The organism is Bordetella genomosp. 1, from assembly GCF_002261335.1.
GTDB lineage: Bacteria > Pseudomonadota > Gammaproteobacteria > Burkholderiales > Burkholderiaceae_B > Bordetella.
The window spans coordinates 1,509,860-1,527,534 of the sequence record NZ_NEVL01000003.1 but is presented as its reverse complement, the minus strand read 5'-3'; the positions used below and the strand labels follow the sequence as shown (position 1 = coordinate 1,527,534).

At 69.2% G+C, this 17,675-nt stretch carries 19 protein-coding genes and 1 pseudogene; all 20 read left to right on the top strand.

Features of this window, described 5'->3' with window-relative positions; all coding sequences use genetic code 11:
* Positions 1-57: 57 nt before the first annotated feature.
* Positions 58-666, top strand: a complete 609-nt coding sequence (locus CEG14_RS15275; RefSeq protein ID WP_094827169.1) for a DUF2889 domain-containing protein — start codon at positions 58-60, stop codon at positions 664-666.
* 10 nt (positions 667-676) lie between these two features.
* Positions 677-1,837, top strand: coding sequence for an ADP-forming succinate--CoA ligase subunit beta (sucC, locus tag CEG14_RS15270; protein WP_094827168.1), 1,161 nt, complete (start codon positions 677-679; stop codon positions 1,835-1,837).
* Positions 1,838-1,858: 21 nt separating this feature from the next.
* Positions 1,859-2,740, top strand: a complete 882-nt coding sequence (sucD, locus tag CEG14_RS15265; RefSeq protein ID WP_094827167.1) for a succinate--CoA ligase subunit alpha — start codon at positions 1,859-1,861, stop codon at positions 2,738-2,740.
* Positions 2,741-3,053: 313 nt separating this feature from the next.
* Positions 3,054-3,752 carry a TerC family protein gene (locus CEG14_RS15260; RefSeq protein WP_094827166.1) on the top strand — a complete coding sequence of 233 codons (699 nt, stop codon included), beginning with the start codon at positions 3,054-3,056 and terminating at the stop codon, positions 3,750-3,752.
* A gap of 172 nt (positions 3,753-3,924) precedes the next feature.
* On the top strand, positions 3,925-4,644 hold the full coding sequence (locus tag CEG14_RS15255) for a TerC family protein (RefSeq protein ID WP_094827165.1): 720 nt from the start codon (positions 3,925-3,927) through the stop codon (positions 4,642-4,644).
* A complete protein-coding gene (locus tag CEG14_RS26650; RefSeq protein WP_255032365.1) occupies positions 4,631-4,753 on the top strand; it encodes a hypothetical protein in 123 nt (40 codons plus the stop codon). Before CEG14_RS15255 ends, CEG14_RS26650 begins: the two co-directional genes overlap by 14 nt.
* Positions 4,754-4,759: 6 nt before the next feature.
* Positions 4,760-5,710, top strand: coding sequence for a hydroxymethylbilane synthase (hemC, locus tag CEG14_RS15250; protein ID WP_094827164.1), 951 nt, complete (start codon positions 4,760-4,762; stop codon positions 5,708-5,710).
* A 53-nt stretch (positions 5,711-5,763) separates the two neighbouring features.
* A complete protein-coding gene (locus tag CEG14_RS15245; RefSeq protein ID WP_094827163.1) occupies positions 5,764-6,537 on the top strand; it encodes a uroporphyrinogen-III synthase in 774 nt (257 codons plus the stop codon).
* Between the two features lie 37 nt (positions 6,538-6,574).
* Complete coding sequence (locus CEG14_RS15240; protein ID WP_094827569.1) at positions 6,575-7,771, top strand: uroporphyrinogen-III C-methyltransferase; 1,197 nt, start codon at positions 6,575-6,577, stop codon at positions 7,769-7,771.
* Between the two features lie 3 nt (positions 7,772-7,774).
* A complete protein-coding gene (locus CEG14_RS15235) occupies positions 7,775-9,364 on the top strand; it encodes a heme biosynthesis HemY N-terminal domain-containing protein (RefSeq protein WP_094827162.1) in 1,590 nt (529 codons plus the stop codon).
* A gap of 36 nt (positions 9,365-9,400) precedes the next feature.
* Positions 9,401-9,937, top strand: coding sequence for an inorganic diphosphatase (gene ppa / locus CEG14_RS15230; protein ID WP_094827161.1), 537 nt, complete (start codon positions 9,401-9,403; stop codon positions 9,935-9,937).
* 164 nt (positions 9,938-10,101) lie between these two features.
* A complete protein-coding gene (locus CEG14_RS15225; protein WP_094827160.1) occupies positions 10,102-10,797 on the top strand; it encodes a fumarylacetoacetate hydrolase family protein in 696 nt (231 codons plus the stop codon).
* A gap of 23 nt (positions 10,798-10,820) precedes the next feature.
* Complete coding sequence (locus CEG14_RS15220; protein ID WP_094827159.1) at positions 10,821-10,952, top strand: entericidin A/B family lipoprotein; 132 nt, start codon at positions 10,821-10,823, stop codon at positions 10,950-10,952.
* A 436-nt stretch (positions 10,953-11,388) separates the two neighbouring features.
* Positions 11,389-11,619 (top strand): hypothetical protein, encoded by a 231-nt coding sequence (locus CEG14_RS15215; RefSeq protein ID WP_094827568.1) that lies wholly within the window; start codon positions 11,389-11,391, stop codon positions 11,617-11,619.
* Positions 11,616-13,133, top strand: a complete 1,518-nt coding sequence (locus CEG14_RS15210; RefSeq protein WP_143277223.1) for a hypothetical protein — start codon at positions 11,616-11,618, stop codon at positions 13,131-13,133. Before CEG14_RS15215 ends, CEG14_RS15210 begins: the two co-directional genes overlap by 4 nt.
* Complete coding sequence (locus tag CEG14_RS15205; RefSeq protein ID WP_094827157.1) at positions 13,130-13,864, top strand: hypothetical protein; 735 nt, start codon at positions 13,130-13,132, stop codon at positions 13,862-13,864. Before CEG14_RS15210 ends, CEG14_RS15205 begins: the two co-directional genes overlap by 4 nt.
* Positions 13,861-14,799, top strand: coding sequence for a hypothetical protein (locus CEG14_RS15200; protein WP_143277222.1), 939 nt, complete (start codon positions 13,861-13,863; stop codon positions 14,797-14,799). The genes CEG14_RS15205 and CEG14_RS15200 overlap by 4 nt, the downstream gene beginning before the upstream one ends.
* Positions 14,796-15,725: a Flp pilus assembly protein CpaB gene (gene cpaB / locus CEG14_RS15195; protein WP_094827155.1), complete on the top strand. Its 930-nt coding sequence runs from the start codon at positions 14,796-14,798 to the stop codon at positions 15,723-15,725. Before CEG14_RS15200 ends, cpaB begins: the two co-directional genes overlap by 4 nt.
* Positions 15,725-17,365: a type II and III secretion system protein family protein gene (locus CEG14_RS15190; RefSeq protein ID WP_256985729.1), complete on the top strand. Its 1,641-nt coding sequence runs from the start codon at positions 15,725-15,727 to the stop codon at positions 17,363-17,365. Before cpaB ends, CEG14_RS15190 begins: the two co-directional genes overlap by 1 nt.
* Positions 17,350-17,616, top strand: a pseudogene (locus tag CEG14_RS26795) (FHA domain-containing protein); the annotation flags it as partial. The gene CEG14_RS15190 and the pseudogene CEG14_RS26795, both read left to right, overlap by 16 nt.
* Between the last annotated feature and the right edge of the window lie 59 nt (positions 17,617-17,675).

Here is a 17,675-nt window from a genome sequence, read left to right as displayed (position 1 = left end):
GCGTTATACTTTGTTGGTTTTGCTGCCTTGCGTCAAAGTCGTGCCAGCAGGTCGTTTATGCCCTTGCCTCCGTCTGAAATTTCGCGCCAACCCCTACACACGCGTTCGATACGCGTGCAGTGCTATGGGCGCGAAGACGGGCTCTGGGACCTGGAAGCCGAGCTGATCGATGTCAAGGGCTACGACTTTCCCAAGCGCAACGGCGAAACCTTCAAGGCGGGCGATCCCATTCATCACATGCATTTGCGCATCACCATCGACGACGGCTACACCATCGTCGCGGCAGTCGCCGCGTACGATGCCGCGCCTTATGGTGAGTCCTGTATGGCGATCGACGGCGCTTATGCGGATCTGGTCGGCATGAACCTGCTCAAGGGGTTCCGCCGCCAGGTCAAAGAGCGCTTCGGCCATGTCGCGGGCTGTACGCACATGACTGAGCTTTCGCAGGTGCTGCCCACGTCTGCCGTCCAGATGATGGCCGGCGAGCGGCGCCAGAACAGTGCCAGTAATCCGGAGCGGCGTCCGTTTCAGTTGGACGGCTGCCATGCATTGCGTACCGACGGCCCCGTCGTGCTCGAGTACTACCCTCAGTGGTATACGGGCGAGGCGCAAGGGGAGGCGGTCGTTGCGGATTCCGATTCACCCTCTTTTTCTCATACGTCCTGACAGGTAACACATGAAAATCCACGAGTATCAAGGCAAGGAATTGCTGAAGCAATTTGGCGTCCCCGTGCCGCGCGGGATTCCCGCCTTTTCCGTAGACGAAGCCGTGGCAGCGGCTGAAAAGCTGGGTGGACCGGTTTGGGTCGTCAAGGCACAGATCCACGCGGGTGGCCGCGGCAAGGGCGGCGGCGTGAAGCTGGCGCGCTCGCTGGATGACGTGCGCAAGCTGGCAGGCGAAATCCTGGGCATGCAACTGGTCACGCACCAGACCGGCCCGCAAGGCCAGAAGGTCAAGCGCCTGTACATCGAAGACGGCGCCGACATCCAGAAGGAATACTACGTTTCGCTGGTCACCGACCGCGCGACGCAGAAGATCGCCCTGATCGCCTCGAGCGAAGGCGGCATGGACATCGAGGAAGTGGCCCACTCGACGCCCGAAAAGATCATCACCGAATACATCGACCCGCAAACCGGTCTGACCAGCGAACAAGCCAAGAAGGTCGCCGACGCGATCGGCCTGCCCGCCGACTCGACCGCCCAGGCCGTGGACGTGTTCCAGAAGCTCTACAAGTGCTACATGGACACCGACGCCTCGCTGGTCGAAATCAACCCGCTGAACCGCGACTCCAAGGGCAACATCATCGCCCTGGACGCCAAGTTCAACTTCGATCCCAACGCCCTGTTCCGTCATCCGGAAATCGTCGCCTACCGCGACCTGGACGAAGAAGATCCCGCTGAAATCGAAGCCTCGAAGTTCGACCTGGCCTACATCCAGCTCGACGGCAACATCGGCTGCCTGGTGAACGGCGCCGGTCTGGCCATGGCCACCATGGACACCATCAAGCTGTTCGGCGGCGAGCCGGCCAACTTCCTGGACGTCGGCGGCGGCGCCACGGCCGAGAAGGTCACGGAAGCCTTCAAGATCATGCTCAAGAACAAGAGCGTGAAGGCCATTCTGGTCAACATCTTCGGCGGCATCATGCGCTGCGACGTCATCGCCGAAGGCGTGATCGCGGCTTGCAAGGCCGTCAACCTGAGCGTGCCGCTGGTCGTGCGCATGAAGGGCACCAACGAAGAACTCGGCAAGAAGATGCTGGCCGACTCGGGCCTGCCCATCATCAGCGCTGACACCATGGCCGAAGCCGCGACCCAGGTCGTCGCCGCTGCCAAGTAAAAAATTGCCAAGGATTCACAAATGTCGATTCTGATCAACAAGGACACCAAAGTCATCACCCAGGGCATCACGGGCAAGACGGGCCAGTTCCACACCCGTATGTGCCGTGACTACGCCAATGGCAAAGCCGCCTTCGTGGCCGGCGTGAACCCCAAAAAGGCGGGTGAAGACTTCGAAGGCATCCCCATCTACGCCTCGGTCAAGGACGCCAAGCAGGACACCGGCGCCACCGTTTCGGTGATCTACGTGCCGCCCGCGGGCGCTGCCGCCGCCATCTGGGAAGCCGTCGAGGCCGAGCTGGATCTGGTGGTCTGCATCACCGAAGGCATCCCGGTGCGTGACATGCTGGAAGTGAAGAACCGCATGAAGGCCAAGGGCAGCAAGACGCTGCTGCTGGGCCCGAACTGCCCGGGTCTGATCACCCCCGACGAAATCAAGATCGGCATCATGCCGGGTCACATCCACCGCAAGGGCCGCATCGGCATCGTCAGCCGTTCGGGCACCCTGACGTATGAAGCCGTGGCGCAGGTCACCGAGCTGGGTCTGGGCCAATCGAGCGCCGTCGGCATCGGTGGCGATCCCATCAACGGCCTGAAGCACGTCGACGTCCTGAAGCTGTTCAACGACGATCCCGACACCGACGCCGTCATCATGATCGGCGAAATCGGCGGTCCGGACGAAGTGAACGCCGCCGAGTGGGCCAAGGACAACATGAAGAAGCCGGTCGTCGGCTTCATCGCGGGTGTCACCGCCCCTCCGGGCAAGCGCATGGGCCACGCCGGCGCGCTGATCTCGGGCGGTGCCGACACGGCCGACGCCAAGCTGGAAGTGATGGAAGCGTGCGGTATCCGTACCACGCGCAACCCGTCGGAAATGGGCAAGCTGCTGAAGTCGGTTCTGTAATCGCCGTCTTCGGGTCTCCCATGACCGTGAAAGCCCGCCTGCAAAGGCGGGCTTTTTCTTTGCCGGCGCGGGCGGCGTGCCCATGCCATGGACGCATTTTCTCGGGGATTTCCCGGGTTGCGCCACGCCAGCCGAAATTGAAAGACGTCGGACAGTGATACGAAACTATAATGAAAGGGTAGGGCGTTCTCCCTATGCCTCCAGTGCACTCACACAACAATAGCCGTCCGGCTCGCAGGACAGGACGGCGGCCGTGCATTGCGGGTCATACATCCATCAATAAAACCTAGGGGATCAACTAGGAAAGAGAGGCATGGAACTCAGTTCTGCAGCATTCTGGATCGCGTTGCTCCAGATCATTTGGGTCAACATTCTGCTGTCGGGCGACAACGCCGTCGTCATCGCACTGGCCGCCAGATCGTTGCCCCCGCAACAGCAAAAGAAAGCCATCGTGGTCGGTTCCGCCGCCGCGATCATCATGCGTATCGTGCTGACCCTGGTCGCCGCCAAGCTGCTGATGCTGCCGTATCTCAAGCTGATCGGCGCGCTGCTGCTGGTCTACATCGGCGTCACGCTGCTGCTGCCCGAGGGCGAGGAAGACGGCGGTGGCAAAGAGCACGGCAACCTCATGACCGCCATCCGCACCATCATGATCGCCGACCTGGTGATGAGCCTGGACAACGTCGTGGCCGTGGCCGCCGCTGCCATGGGCGACACCACGCTGCTGGTGCTGGGCCTGGCCATCAGCATCCCGCTGGTCATTTTCGGCAGCACGCTGCTGCTCAAGGTCATCGAGCGCTTCCCGGTCATCGTCTGGGTGGGTGCCGCGCTGCTGGGCTTCATCGCCGGCGAGCTGCTGGTGGGCGACCCCGCGCTGCAGGAGCCCGTGGCCCGCATCGACGCCGCCCTGGGCATGACGCAGCACCACTTCGCGATGCTGACCGGCGTCATCGGTGCGCTGCTGGTGCTGGCACTGGGCAAGTTCTTCTTGTTGCGCCAGCAACGAAGCTGAGTGATGGCTTAATGAAAGCTGATCGTTAACTTAATGACGCAAAGCTGAACTACAATACCGGGCTGTACCGATCCCGATTTCCCCCGTGAAATCGGGCGGGCGCCCGGGTTGTTCCCCGAGGTGGTCCGGTGTCGGAGAGGTTTCCTACATAACACCGTTGGGGGTTTTTAAAGTGCTCGAGTTTTTCCAAACGCTGAGCTGGGCGGCTGTCTTCCAGATCATCATGATCGACATCCTGCTCGGCGGCGACAATGCCGTGGTCATCGCTCTGGCGTGCCGCAATCTGGCCCCCAAACAGCGCATGCAGGGCATTCTTTGGGGGACGGCCGGCGCCATCATCCTGCGCGTCGTCCTGATCGCCTTCGCCCTCACGCTGCTCAACATCCCGTTCCTGAAGGTCGTCGGCGGTGCGCTGCTGCTGTGGATCGGCGTCAAGCTGCTGATCCCCGAAGACGAGGGACATGACGGCATCAAGGGCGGCACCTCCATCATGGCCGCCGTCAAGACCATCATCGTGGCCGACTTCGTCATGAGCCTGGACAACGTGATCGCCATCGCCGGCGCCGCCCAGAACGCCCATGCCGACCACCAGATCGGCCTGGTCGTCTTCGGCCTGGTCGTCAGCGTGCCCATCATCATCTGGGGCAGCACCCTGGTCCTGAAGCTTATCGACCGCTACCCGCTGGTCGTCACGTTCGGTGCCGGCCTGCTGGGCTGGATCGCCGGTGGCATGCTTGTTACGGACGTGGTTGTCGTACGTCAATTCGGCGAGCAGCCGCAGGCGGTTAAAATCGCCGCTGAAGTTATTGGCGCGCTGCTGGTCATTGTCCTGGGACGGTGGCTCGCAAGCCGCAAAACCGCCTCCAAGGAATCCGCACATGAGTCTGCGTAAGACCCACAACGCTCAGCAAACCGAATCGGGCCTGAGCCTGCTGCAAGGCCTGTTCGTACTGGCCATCATCGGCGTCGTCGCCTCGGTCATCGTCTCGTCGTTCCTCTGACGCGTCGTGCCCGCTCCGCAACGCCTGGTCATCGCGACCCGTGCGAGCCGGCTTGCCCTGTGGCAAGCCGAGCACGTACGTGACCGGCTTCGCACGCTTTACCCGGCGTGCGAAGTCGAGCTTCTCACCCTCACCACCCGCGGCGACCAGATCCTGGATCGCACGCTTTCCAAGGTCGGTGGCAAAGGGCTGTTCGTCAAAGAGCTGGAAACGGCGCTGCTCGATGGGCGCGCCGATCTGGCCGTCCATTCGCTGAAAGACGTTCCCGTCGACCTGCATGCGCCGTTCGCGCTGTCGGCCGTGCTGGACCGCGCCGATCCGCGCGACGCCTTTGTCTCCAACGACTACCCCGATCTCGCGGCGCTGCCGCCGGGCGCGGTCGTGGGCACCTCCAGCCTGCGGCGCGAGTCGCAGGTGCGCGCCCGCTACCCGCACCTGCAGGTCAAGCCGCTGCGCGGCAACCTCGACACGCGTCTGGGCAAGCTCGACAACGGCGATTACGCCGCGATCGTGCTGGCCGCCGCGGGCCTGGAACGGCTCGGCCTCGAGGCGCGCATCCGCGCACGCCTGGCGCCGGTCGACAGCCTGCCTGCCGCAGGGCAGGGCGCGCTCGGCATCGAGATCCGTGCCGATCGTGCCGACATGATCGCCTGGCTCGCCCCGCTCGCCTGTGCAGAAACCACCGCGTGCGTGACGGCCGAGCGCGCCGTGTCGCGCGAGCTCGGCGGCTCCTGTCAGGTGCCGCTCGCCGCGTATGCGGAGCTGCACGGCCAGGAGCTGCACCTGCGCGCGCTGGTGGCCTCGCCCGACGGGCAGCGCATCGTGCGCGCCGAAGGCCGTGGCCTGCCCGCGCAGGCCGACGCGCTGGGCGTGGGCGTGGCCCGCGACTTGCTGTCGGCGGGCGCCGCGGGCATCCTCGCAGAACTGCTGCAGCCCGGCGCGCAAGACCCGCAATGAGGCCTGCGGCCGTCCCGCCGGGGCGGCCGCGACCTGCCTGAGCTGGAGTTCCGATGGTGCCTCTCGCGATCCTGACGCGGCCCGACGGCCGCAACGAAGCGCTTGCCGACCGCCTGCGCGGCGCCGGCTGGGAGGCGCACGGCTGGCCGGCGCTCGCGCTCGAGCCCGTGCTGGCGGCCGCAGACCTGCCCGATCCGGCCGGCTTCGATCTGGTCGTGTTCGTGAGCGGCAATGCGGCGCGCCTGTTCCTCGAGCGCTGGCGCGCGCGCGGCGGGGTCGCCTGGCCCGCCGCCACGGCCGCGGCCACGGTGGGCCCGGCCAGCGCGGCCGCGCTCTACGAATCCGGCGCGTTTGGCGCGAATACAACAGTCCTGCATCCGGGCGCCGAGGCGCCCACCCATGATTCCGAGGCGCTCTGGGCCATCCTGTCGCAGCGTCCGCTGCCGCGCCGGGTGCTGATCGTGCGCGGCACGCGCGGCCGCGAATGGCTGGCCGAGCGGCTGCGCGACGTGGGGGCGGCGGTGACGCCGCTGGCGGTCTACCGTCGCGTGCCCTGTCTCTGGGACGACGCCCGGCTCGCACAGATCCGGGATTGGGCCGCGCGCGACGTGCGGGCCCACTGGTTGCTGACCAGCGCGGAAAGCATCGCCGCGGTCCGGGCCAACATCGCGCGTGCCCATGCGGGGCAGTGGTGGTCGCGCGGCCGCGCCATCATCACGCATCCCGCGCTGGCCGAGGCCCTGCGCGTTGGCGGCCCCGGCGTGGCGATGGTAAAAGAGTGCATCCCTGCCGATGAGGCGATATTCGCGGCTTTTGTTGCTGGTTGAATCGTCGTTTTATGCCATCACCGAATACAATCGCGTCATGACAGACAACACCCAATCCACGCCGCCGGTGCAGCCGCCGGCTCGTTCTGGCGACAGCGCCGCGGCGCCAGACGTATCGACGTCCCGCAAGCCTGAAGCGGTGCGCGGCAAGCGGTCCGGCAGTACCCTGATCACGGCGCTCGTCATCGTGGTCATCCTGGCGGGCGCCCTCGGCGCCGGCCTGTGGGCGCAGCGCAAGCAGTTCATGAACTCGGGCCGCGAAGTCGCCGCCCGTCTCGACCAGCTCACCCGCGACCTGAACCAATCCCGCAACGACACGCGCGAAGCGCTGTCGCTCGCGCAGGCGCAGGCCGGCAAGGTGAGCGAGCTCGAAACCCGCGTGCGCGAGGCCCAGAGCCAATACAACACGCTGCAGCAGGCCCTGCAGAATCTCAACGACGGCACCAGCGACGAAATGCTGGCCAACGACATCGAGCGTCTGGTCACCATCGCCAGCCAGCAGTTGCGCCTGGCCGGCAACGTCGGCAACGCCATCGTCGCCCTCGAAACCGCCCAGGGCCGTCTCGCCCGCGCCGACCGTCCGCGTTTCGCCAGCCTGCAGCAGAGCATCAATGGCGACATCGATCGCCTGCGCGCCGTGCCCACCGTCGACATCCCGGCGCAGTCGGCCCGCATCGATCGCCTGGTGGCGCTGGTCGGCCGCGCGCCGCTGCTGGTGCCCGACACCGCCGCGCCCGCGGGCGTGGTCGCGCCGTCGGCCGCCGCGCCGGCCCCGGCACCCGCTGCCGCCGAGCCCGCCGTCGCCGCCGATGCGCCGTGGTGGCAGCGCTGGCGCGCCGAAGTCACCTCCTGGCCCGGCCGTGCCGGCTCCGCGCTGGCCCATGAGCTGGGCGACATGATCTCGGTGCAGCGCGCCGATGCCCCGGCCGCCTTGCTGCTGTCGCCCGAACAGGCCGAACAGGTCCGCTCGACCCTGCGCCAGCGCCTCATGACCGTCCAGCTCTCGATGCTGATGCGCCAGTCGTCCGTCTGGAAGAGCGAGCTCGACACCGTGTCCGACACGCTCTCCCGCTACTTCGACGGCCGTTCCGCCGACACCCAGGCCGCGCTGCATCTCGCGCGCGACCTGGCCCAGACCGACATCGCGGTGCGCGTGCCCGACGTGGCCGACAGCCTGAACAACATCGCGGCGCTGCGCGCGGCGGGGTTCAAGCCTGAAGACGGGCAGGACTGACGCATGCGTACCTGGTTCTGGACCCTGCTGCTGGCCGTCGTGGCCGTGGCGCTCGCCGTGATGCTGCGCGCCCACCCCGGCAATGTGCTGATCCTCATCTCGCCGTGGCGCATCGAGCTGTCGCTCACGCTCGCGGTGCTGCTGCTCGTGGCCGCCTTCGTGCTGCTGTATGTGGGCCTGCGGGTGCTGGCCTGGCTCGTGGCGATCCCCGACCGCCTGCGCGCCTGGCGCGGCCGCCGTGCCCAGGCGCGCGATCACGAGCTGCTCGAACGCGGCTGGATCGAGCTGCTCGAGGGCCGCTTCGCCCACGCTGAGAAAGACCTCACCAAACTGCTCGAACAGACCCGCGAACGCAGCCGCCGCGTGCTGGCCGCGCTGTCGGCCGCCCGCGCCGCGCACGGCCTGGGCGAATTCGAACGCCGCGACCGCATGCTCGACGCCGCGCGCGAGCACGCCGGCGACGATGCCGGCCTGCAGGAAGCGGTGGCCACGGTGTCGGCCGACATGCTGCTCGACCAGGGCGAGGCCGCGCGTGCGCTGGCCGTGCTGGCGCCGCTGCAGGATGGCGGCGCGCGTCACCTGCACACGATGCGCCTGCTGCTGCGTGCCGAAACCGCCCTGGGTCACCAGGAGCGCGTGTTCGTGCTGGCCCGCGGCCTGGCGCGCCGCAACGCGCTGGCCAAGCCCGAGGCCGACGCGCTGATCGATGCCTCCGGCGCCGCGCGCCTGCGCGCCGGCCTGGCCACCGACGAATGGCGTGCCATCTGGAAAGACCTGAAGTCCGAAGAGCGCCTGTTGCCCAACATCGCGTTGGTCGGCGCGCAGGCCTTCGAGGCCGCCGGCGAATACAACGAGGCCGCGCGCATTCTCGAATCGGCCATCGAGGTCAAGTTCAATCCCACCCTGGTGGCGGCCTATGCCCGCTGCGAGTCGGAGCAGGTGCCGCGCCGCCTGGCCAAGGCCGAGACCTGGCTGCAGAAGCGCCCGGCCGACACCGACCTGCTCAGCGCGCTGGGCCAGCTCTGCCTCAACGGCCAGCTGTGGGGCCAGGCCGAACGCTATCTGCAGCGCAGCCTGTCGCGCAGCAACGAAGCCCAGACTCATGCGCTGCTCGGCAGTCTCTACGACCGCCTGAACCGTCCGGCCGATGCGGTGCGCCACTGGCGCCTCGCCACGGCCGCGCGCATGGCGCTGCCGGTGCTCGCCACCGACGCCGCGCTGCCGGCCGCCGACACCGGCGCCGATCCGGCTCACTTCGATGCGGAGGCCGGTTATCTCACGGTCGAGGCCGAGCCGTACACGCCGCCGCTGGTCGATGGCCTGCCCGACGACGAGCCGCCCGTGGCCGCATCGGCGGTCGACTACGTGCTCGATCCCGACGCACGCACGGCGGGCCGCGCCACGCCGCAGCCCGAGACCGTCGCGGTGCCGGTGCGTTCGGCGGTCGACATCGAAGACTACTTCGACAGCGCGCCGATTCCGCGGTCCGCCCTCGAGGCGCCGCTGCACAGCCTGCCTGGCGACACCGATCCCGTCGATCGCGTCACGCCGCCGGCAGCGGGCGAGGCCGCCCGCAACAAAAACAAAGCCTGATTTTCCGACCCATTATTTGCACAGCAAGGTTCCACTATGAGTCTCGATCGCGTCGCGCCCGGCAAGAAGCTGCCGGAAGATTTCAACGTCATCATCGAAATCCCGATGAACGCCGACCCCGTCAAGTATGAAGTCGACAAGGACAGCGGCGCCATTTTCGTGGACCGTTTCATGCTGACCGCCATGCACTACCCGTGCAACTACGGCTACATCCCGCAGACCCTGTCGGAAGATGGTGACCCCGCTGACGTGCTGGTCCTCACGCCGTTCCCGATCCAGATCGGCGCCGTCGTGCGCTGCCGCGCCATCGGCGTGCTCGAGATGGACGACGAGTCGGGCGGTGACGCCAAGCTGCTGGCCGTGCCGATCGAAAAGCTCTACCCCCCGTACCGCAACATCAAGTCGTACGAAGACCTGCCCACCGAAGACGTGGCCCGCATCCAGCACTTCTTCGAGCACTACAAAGACCTCGAGAAGGGCAAGTGGGTCAAGGTCAAGGGCTGGAAGGGTGTCGACGCCGCTCACGAAGAGATCGTCAAGAGCGCCGAGCGCTACACCAAGGGCCAGGCCTGATTCCTGGGTCCGCTGAAAAGGCGGCGAGCGATCGCCGCCTTTTTTGCGACCGCGCGCGACGTGGCGGCCTGTCCGCCGCACGCGTCGAATCGGGATAAACTCGCGCATTATTCAAACGCCATTCGCCGGCGCCGCCGGCCGCGCTTTCACCGAGGTTTTCGAACATGGAATACGTCATCCAGCCCGCGCCCGTCGCGGCCGTGCCCGTGGCCGGCAGCAATGCGCGTTTCCCGGTCCGCCGCGTCTATTGCGTCGGTCGCAACTACGCCGAACACGCCAAGGAAATGGGCTTCACCGGCCGCGAAGATCCGTTCTTCTTCAGCAAGCCCGCCGATGCGCTGCTGACGATCGCCGACGGTGAAACCGGTTCCATGCCCTATCCCTCCAAGACCAGCAACCTGCATTACGAAATGGAGCTGGTGGTGGTGCTGGGCAAGGGCGGCAAGGACATCCCGGTCGACCAGGCCAACGAATGCGTGTGGGGCTATGCGCTGGGTCTGGACATGACCCGCCGCGACCTGCAGGGCGAGGCCAAGAAGCAGGGCCGCCCGTGGGAAGTGGGCAAGGCCTTCGACTTCTCGGCGCCCATCGGCCCGATCCATCCGCGCAGCGTCACCGGCACCATCGACAGCGGCGCCATCTGGCTCGACGTCAACGGAGAGCGCAAGCAGGTGAGCGATCTGTCGCAGATGATCTGGAACATCCCCGAAAGCATCTCGTACCTGTCCGGCCTGTTCGAGCTGCAGCCGGGCGACATCATTTTCACCGGCACGCCCGAAGGGGTGGGCGCGGTGGTCAAGGGCGACGTCATCACTGGCGGCGTCGAGGGTCTCGGCGAGCTGCGCGTGCGCATCGCCTGAGTGTGTGTAAGCAAGGAGTGATTATGCGCAGCAAGATCGTGCTGACGGCTTTTGTGGTGTTCGGATTCGTACTGCAGGGCTGCAACACGGTGGCTGGCATGGGCAAGGATATGTCCCGCGCCGGTAACGCCATCAGCAACGCCGCCGAGAAGTGAAGCGCGCGCCGCGCGCGCGATCTCGCCTCTCGATGGCCTGACCCCTTGCCCTTGCGGGCAAGGGGTTTTTCTTTGGCGGCGTGCGGACATGCCGCGTGGGGGCATCGGCATCTACGCATAGTCGGGGACTCATGCGCCGACGCATCCTGGCACTTCGTTCCGTTTAGCGAGGTGTGCCATGTCACCGCTCTCCGCCCTCTCTGTCCGTTCCTTTCCCGGCGCGCCGCCCGCGCTGCGCGCATTCTTGCCGCGGCCCTGCGTGAGCAGGCCTGTGCGTCGCGCCGGCGCATCGCCGCTACCGTCGCCGTGGCCGTGCGCGCCGTCGCCCCGCCGGCACGCCGGCTTGCCCACGGCCGCGATCGCCTCCGTGTTTGGCGAGGCCCGTGCCGGCCGCAGCAGTGGCCTCCCTGCGCCGCGCAGGCAGCGCGGGCAGGCCATGACCGAATACATCGTGATCGTCGCGCTGATCGCCGTGGCGGCCATCGCGGTCTATCAGTTGTTCGGGCAGGTGGTGCGCGCGCAAACGGCGGCCATGGCCCGCGAGCTCGCCGGCGAGGATGGCACGGCCCAGGCACGCAAGGCCCAGGGCGCGGCGGCCAAGGCCGTCGACCAGGCTAAGTCGCGCTCGCTCAAGGCCTACACCGGCAACGCGGCCGCCGGCAAATGAGCGCGCCCGCTACCCTGGTGCCAGCGCGCGTTGCGGCGCGCGCCGCTGGCCGTGCCGATTCATCGGATGCCGTGCGCGCCCGCATCCCGTACCGTGGCGCCGCGTCGCCGCTCGCCATGCCGGCTCATGAGCAAGGCCAGGCCCTTGCGCTCGGCATGTTGCTGATGGCGGTCGTCACGCTGGCGTGGGCGGGCTCCGCGGCGGTCGGGCGCGTGGCCGGCGCGCGCACGCGTCTCGCCCATGTGGCCGACGCCACCGCCTACAGCGGCGCGCTGGCCCATGCACGCTCGCTCAACCTGCTGTCCTACATCAATCGCGCCCAGATCGCGCATCAGGTCGCGCTCGCGCACCTCGCCACGGTTGGCGCCTGGAATCAGTTCGCCACCGCGCAGGCGCGGCAGGCCGGCATGCGCAATCCGCCGCCCTCGCTGATCGGGGGGCTGTTCGGCTTGAGCGTGGGATGGGCCTTCGGCCGCGCGCGTCCCGGGCCGGTATCGCTCGCGAGCCTGCGCGCCGCCGTGCACTGGCACGACCAGGCCGTGCATCAGGTGCTGCAGCAGGCCGCGCGGGCGCAGTGGCAGGCCACGCCGGAGTTGCGCGCCCAGCTGATGCAGGCCGTGCTGCGCGCCAACAGCGATGGCACGGTGCCGCCCGCGTTGCACCTGATCTTCGACGGCTGGCCGCAGGCCGTCGTCGAGCGCGGCGCCACGGCGCCAGACGGCCTGCGGCCGTGGGCGCTCGCCGCCGCCGGGCACTACTCCTTGCTCTACCCGCGCGATCACACGCGCCCCAGCGACTGGCTCGTGTATGCATGGTGCCCCTGGCTGCGGCACGAGCTGCGCCGGCGCGGCGCCACCCGCCTGGGCGCAGACGGCCGCTGGCAGGCCGCCGATACCTTGTCGTTCCATTCGCTGCGCTTCAGTCGCTGGCGTGGCTGCTATCACCGCGAGTATCCGATGGGATGGGCGCGCGTCCATGCGGGTGGTCTGCTCGCCACCGGTGATCGCGTGATGCCGCCCGCCCTCGCCGAACACGCGTGGCGGCTCTACGAGATCGGCCGCCATGGGGGCGGCTTCGACGGCGCCAATCCCCAGGCCAGCTGGCGTGCGTTGGCGCAGGCCTGGCATCTGCCCGGGCAGGGGCTGCCCGCCGTCCATGCTTCGGGTGCGCATCCCTGGCCCGCCATCGCGATCCGGCTGCGGTCCGCGATCGGGCAGGCCGACAGCGCGCGCGCCGGCACCGCGACCGAAGCGCTTGCGTGGCGCCTGGTATGGCCAGGCCTCGACACGGCGTTCGTCGCGCGCGAGGCGGCGGCCGAGGCCTATTTCGTTGCGCCGCCCGGGCTCGGTGCGGCGCCGCCATCGGGGCGCGGCGAGCGGGCCAGCCAGGAGCCCGAGCCCTTCACCCTGTTGCTGCGGCCTTACTGGCAGGCGCGCCGCATCGATGAGGCCGCGTTCTCCGGCGGCGGGTCGGCGCACTCGGCCTCGCTCGGCCCGGGCGAGGTGCGGCGATGAGCGCGCGCCATCGCATGCCGTGGCCGGGCACGGCGCGCCCACACGATCGCGGCCAGGCGCTCGCCGAGATGGTCCTGCTCGGCGCGCTGTTGATCGTCTGCTGGCATGCGTTCGGCCAGTTCTATCGGGTGCGCGGCATGGCGCTGCATGCCAGCGAGAGCGCGCGCCTGTGGGCATTCTCGCGTGCAGCGGGTGCGCCGCTTGCCGCCGAGCAGCAGGCCGATGCGTTGGGTGGGGCGCCCATGGCGCTGAGCGCCGTGGGTGTGTCGGCGCCGGCCAGTGCCGCGCGGCCGGCCCGCCTGCTTGCCGCCGATTGGCTGCGTCTCACCAACCGGCTCGACGGCGTGGTCGCCGCCAGTGTTGCGCCCGCTGCGCCGGCCCGGGCGCAGGCATCCGCTGCGGCCGCGTTGCCATCTCGCCGCGCCGACACCGCCATGCCGTCGTTGTGGGGCGTGCCCGAGCCGGAGAGCGCAGCGCAGGCGGCGCGTCTGCCCGCGCGCCGCCTGCTGCTGGCCACGCAATCGGGCAGCGCCGCGTCCACGGCCGACATGCAGCAGCGTCTGGCGCATTCGCGCACCGGTTGGCGCAATGCGGCCGAGCCCAGCCTGGCCCTGGCACGCCGTGTGGCTCGCGCTGGCGAGCCGATCGACCGGCCGTGGCGCGCCCGCCACCTCACGCCCGATTGGCTGCGGCCCTGGGCCGACATCGCCGATGCCGGAGCCGCGCCATGAGCGCCGGGCATGCGCGCGCGGGTGTGTGGCGGGCTGGCGTGTGGCTGGCCGTGGGGGTGCTCTCGGCTTTCGCCTGCTTGCCTGCCGCAGCCGCCGATGCCATCGTGCAGGCCGCTGCTGCAGCGGGGGGCGCACTCCCTGCACCGGCGGCCTTGCCCACGCTGCCGGCCGGGGCGCAGATCATGCCGCTGGCGGAGTCCATCCGCCTCGCCGGCAACGCGGCCCGGATCGCGGTGTTTCGCGCGCCGCAGGCCGCGGCCGATCTGCTCGACTTCCTTGCGCAGCGCAATCCGCGCTTCCATCAGCTGCTGGTCGAGCCCGACCGGCTCACCCTGATTGCCGAGGCGGCGCCGTGCGGCCAGAGCGTCAGCGTCACCCCGCTCGCGGGCGGGGGCAGTGCGGGTGTGCTGGCGAGCGTCTGCGCCCCGGCGGCAGAGGCCGCTGCCGCGCCCGCTGCGCCGCGGGCCGATGCGCTGGCGCAGCCCGCTCGCGATCCCGAGACGCTGGCGCTGCGCGATGCGCCGGGCGCGCGCCTGATGCTCGACCTGTCGTTCGCGGAGGCGGCCGGCCGTGTCTCGCAGCAGGTCTGGGCAGTGGCGATGTCGCCGGCCGCACTGGCGCGTTGGTTGCACGCGCACCTGGATGCGCAGCATTGGCAGCGCGACGGCGTGGCCAATACCTTGGCCGCGTCGGCCGTCGGCGCGCTCGTGCAGCGCCATCGAGGCGGTGACACCCTTGCGTATGTCGTCGCTGCGTTGCCCGAGGGGAGCGGCGTGTGGTTCCGGCGGCGCGAGGCATCGGCACGGGCGGCTCCGCGCGTCGATGGCTCAGGCGCGCCCGGCGTGGCCCCGGCGATGGCTTCCCAGGTGGTCACCACCCGGGCGCGCGCCACAGGCACCGCGGCCGAGGTGCCCGCCGAGGAGCTGTTCCGATGAGCGGCGATCCGACCCGCTCCGGCCGTCTCGCCGTGCGCGAGCGCATGGCCCGGCTGGTCCGCGCCTATGGCGTGTGGATCGTCACGCTGGCCGCGGGTGGTGCGGCCGCCTGGGCCGTGCATGCGCATCTGGCCCGCCGTGAAGACGAGCTCCTGCGCCAGTCGCGGGTGCCTACGGTGAGCCGCATCGTGGCGAGCCGCGACCTCCCCGCCGGCACGCGCCTCGATGCCGACATGCTGGCGCTGCGCGAGGTGCCGGCGCGCTTCGTGCCAGACGGCGCGCTCGCTGCGGAAGAGGCCGAGCTGCTGCTGTCGCGCCACCTCGGCCTGCCGGTGCAGGCGGGCCAGATGATTCTGCAAGGCATGGCGACCGCGCCGGCGCCGGCATCGCTGGCGTCGCGGATCGCGCCCGGGCGCCGCGCCCTCACGCTCGCCGCGCACGATTTCCTGGCCTTGCCGCGCCCCTTGCAGGCCGGCGACCGGCTCGACATCTATGTGTCGATCACCCATGAGGCGCGAGCGCTCACGTTGCCGCTGTTGGCGGCGGGTCGCGTGTTGTCGGTGACGGCGCCGGAGGCCGGCGAGATCGATGCCCTCACGCTGGAGGCCACGCCCGAGGAGGCCGTGCGCGTGATCGCGGCGCGCCAGGCCGGCGCGCTCACCGCGGTGCTGCGCACCGCCGGCGACACCACGCAGACTTCCGCCCAGCCGCAGGCTCTCGAGCATCTGCTCGGCCTGCACGAAGCCGCGGCGCCGCCGGCCGAAGTGCAGGTGCTGTATGGCGACGCCGAGGCAGCGGGCCAGGACGGCGCGCCGGCGCAGGCCCGCGAAGCGGCGGGCGGCATGGCATTGGAGCCGGCCGCATCGGCCGACGACGGCGTTGTCGGTGTGCGGCAAGGGCTCGGCGATTTCGGGAGGGAGCACTGATGTCCAAGGTCTTGCCAGGCCCGATCGCTGCGCGGCGGCAGCGGGTCATTCGCGCGGGCGTGCTGGCGATGCTCAGCATCGGCGCCGCGCCGGCACCGGCCGCCGCGGCCCGCCCGGCGCAGGCGGCGGCGGATGCCGCTGGCTTCGTCTCGGCCCCGCCGCGCGCGTCCGAAGCGGCGGCGTTCAAGGATTCTTCCACACGGAGCGCGCATGAATCGTTGCCGCAGATCACCCTCGATGTGGGCCAGACCTTCAACCTCGCGACGCCCGGGGTGGCGCGTGTGGCGGTGGGTAGCGGACAGGTGGTACAGGCCGCGGCGGTGGAGGGGCGCGAGGTCGTGCTCTTTGGCCGTGGCGAGGGCACTTCGTCGGTGCAGATCTGGCGGCGGGGGCAGCGCACGCTGACCTACACCGTGCACGTCAGGCCCGCGGGCTTCACCGCGATGCGGGCAGAGGTGCAGGCGCTGTTGCAGCACGTGCCCAATGCCCGCTCCAGCGTGGCGGGCGACAGCATCGTCATCGAGGGTGATGGGCTGTCCGACGACGACCGCACGCGCATCGCTGCGCTCGCCGAGCGTTATCCGCGCATCGTCGACTTCACCGGCCAGGTGGGCTGGGACAACATGGTGATGCTCGACGTGCAGGTCGTGGAACTGCCGCGTTCGCGCCTGCGCGAGTTCGGCCTGGGCTGGGACCTGCAATCGGCCGCGCCGCCGCGTTCCGGCGTGCAGTGGCAGTTTCCGGCCGTGGCGGCGCCGGCGCCGCGTCAGTGGCTGTTGCAGGCCGGCGTGTCGGCGCGGCTCAATGCGCTGGCCGAACGCGGCGATGCGATGATGCTGGCCCGGCCGCAACTGATCGCACGCAGCGGCAGCACCGCCAGCTTCCTGGCGGGTGGGGAGGTGCCCTACACCAGCGTCCAGCGCGATGAGCGCAGCGAAACCCGTTTCAAACCCTATGGCGTGCGCCTGACGATCACGCCGCATATCGACGCCACGGGCGGCGTGCGCTGCCGCATCGAGGTCGAGGCGAGCGCGATCGATGGATCGCTGTCCTTGCCGGCGGGGCCCGCCTTGCGCACGCGTCGCGCCAGCACCGAGTTCAACGTGCCGTCGGGCCGCACCCTGGTGCTCGGCGGTTTCCTGTCGCGCGAGACTTCCGTGCAGCGCAGCGGCCTGCCGTTGCTCGGCGACATCCCCGGCATCGGCGCGCTGTTTTCCGTGCAACGCGAATCCCGGCGCGACACCGAGCTCGCCATTTTCGTCACGCCCACCATCATGGGCGCCGAGCATCCCGTCCATGCCCGGCGCCTCGAGCGTGCCGATCGGCAGTTGCGCGCCGCCTTCCCCGAACACACGCCGCTGGGCCTCGACATGCCGGTCGGCGGTGCGCGGCCTGCACCCACGACCTGGCATCGCGGTTCGCAATGGGCACCCGAGCCGGAGTTCGATGGCGGGTCGCAGGCGACAGCGGGCCCCGGCACACGAGCCGGAACACGAGCCGATACATCCACCGACACATCCGCCGGCAAGGCAGCCGGCGTGGGGCTCGATGGGGCGTCCCACGCAGCGGCCGATGCCGACCCGCGCACCGCCGCCGATCCGCGGGCGGATGGCGGGCGATCTCAATGGGAGGCGCGATGAGCCCGAGCGTTTCATTGGAGCTGCACTTCGAGTCTGGCCGACGCGAGCAATGCCGTCACGCCTTGCCGCTGCAGATCGGTCGTGGCGCCGATTGCGCGCTGCGTTTGCCCGGTTGGCGTGTCGGCCGAAGACATGCGCGACTGCTGATGCAGGGCGATGCGCTCTTCATCGAAGACTTCGGGACCCTGAGCGGCACCTACGTCAACGGCGTGCGCGTCGCGACCTACGGGCCCCTGAACGCCGCCGACGGCATCGTGATCGGCGCGTGTCGGTTGCGCGTGCTCGCGCTGGGGGCCGGGCCGGATGCCGA

Coding starts and splice junctions, on each gene's coding strand:
- CEG14_RS15275 (WP_094827169.1), top strand. CDS start 58: ATGCCCTTGCCTCCGTCTGAAATTTCGCGCCAACCCCTACACACGCGT.
- sucC (WP_094827168.1), top strand. CDS start 677: ATGAAAATCCACGAGTATCAAGGCAAGGAATTGCTGAAGCAATTTGGC.
- sucD (WP_094827167.1), top strand. CDS start 1,859: ATGTCGATTCTGATCAACAAGGACACCAAAGTCATCACCCAGGGCATC.
- CEG14_RS15260 (WP_094827166.1), top strand. CDS start 3,054: ATGGAACTCAGTTCTGCAGCATTCTGGATCGCGTTGCTCCAGATCATT.
- CEG14_RS26650 (WP_255032365.1), top strand. CDS start 4,631: ATGAGTCTGCGTAAGACCCACAACGCTCAGCAAACCGAATCGGGCCTG.
- CEG14_RS15245 (WP_094827163.1), top strand. CDS start 5,764: ATGGTGCCTCTCGCGATCCTGACGCGGCCCGACGGCCGCAACGAAGCG.
- CEG14_RS15240 (WP_094827569.1), top strand. CDS start 6,575: ATGACAGACAACACCCAATCCACGCCGCCGGTGCAGCCGCCGGCTCGT.
- CEG14_RS15235 (WP_094827162.1), top strand. CDS start 7,775: ATGCGTACCTGGTTCTGGACCCTGCTGCTGGCCGTCGTGGCCGTGGCG.
- ppa (WP_094827161.1), top strand. CDS start 9,401: ATGAGTCTCGATCGCGTCGCGCCCGGCAAGAAGCTGCCGGAAGATTTC.
- CEG14_RS15225 (WP_094827160.1), top strand. CDS start 10,102: ATGGAATACGTCATCCAGCCCGCGCCCGTCGCGGCCGTGCCCGTGGCC.
- CEG14_RS15220 (WP_094827159.1), top strand. CDS start 10,821: ATGCGCAGCAAGATCGTGCTGACGGCTTTTGTGGTGTTCGGATTCGTA.
- CEG14_RS15215 (WP_094827568.1), top strand. CDS start 11,389: ATGACCGAATACATCGTGATCGTCGCGCTGATCGCCGTGGCGGCCATC.
- CEG14_RS15210 (WP_143277223.1), top strand. CDS start 11,616: ATGAGCGCGCCCGCTACCCTGGTGCCAGCGCGCGTTGCGGCGCGCGCC.
- CEG14_RS15205 (WP_094827157.1), top strand. CDS start 13,130: ATGAGCGCGCGCCATCGCATGCCGTGGCCGGGCACGGCGCGCCCACAC.
- CEG14_RS15200 (WP_143277222.1), top strand. CDS start 13,861: ATGAGCGCCGGGCATGCGCGCGCGGGTGTGTGGCGGGCTGGCGTGTGG.
- cpaB (WP_094827155.1), top strand. CDS start 14,796: ATGAGCGGCGATCCGACCCGCTCCGGCCGTCTCGCCGTGCGCGAGCGC.
- CEG14_RS15190 (WP_256985729.1), top strand. CDS start 15,725: ATGTCCAAGGTCTTGCCAGGCCCGATCGCTGCGCGGCGGCAGCGGGTC.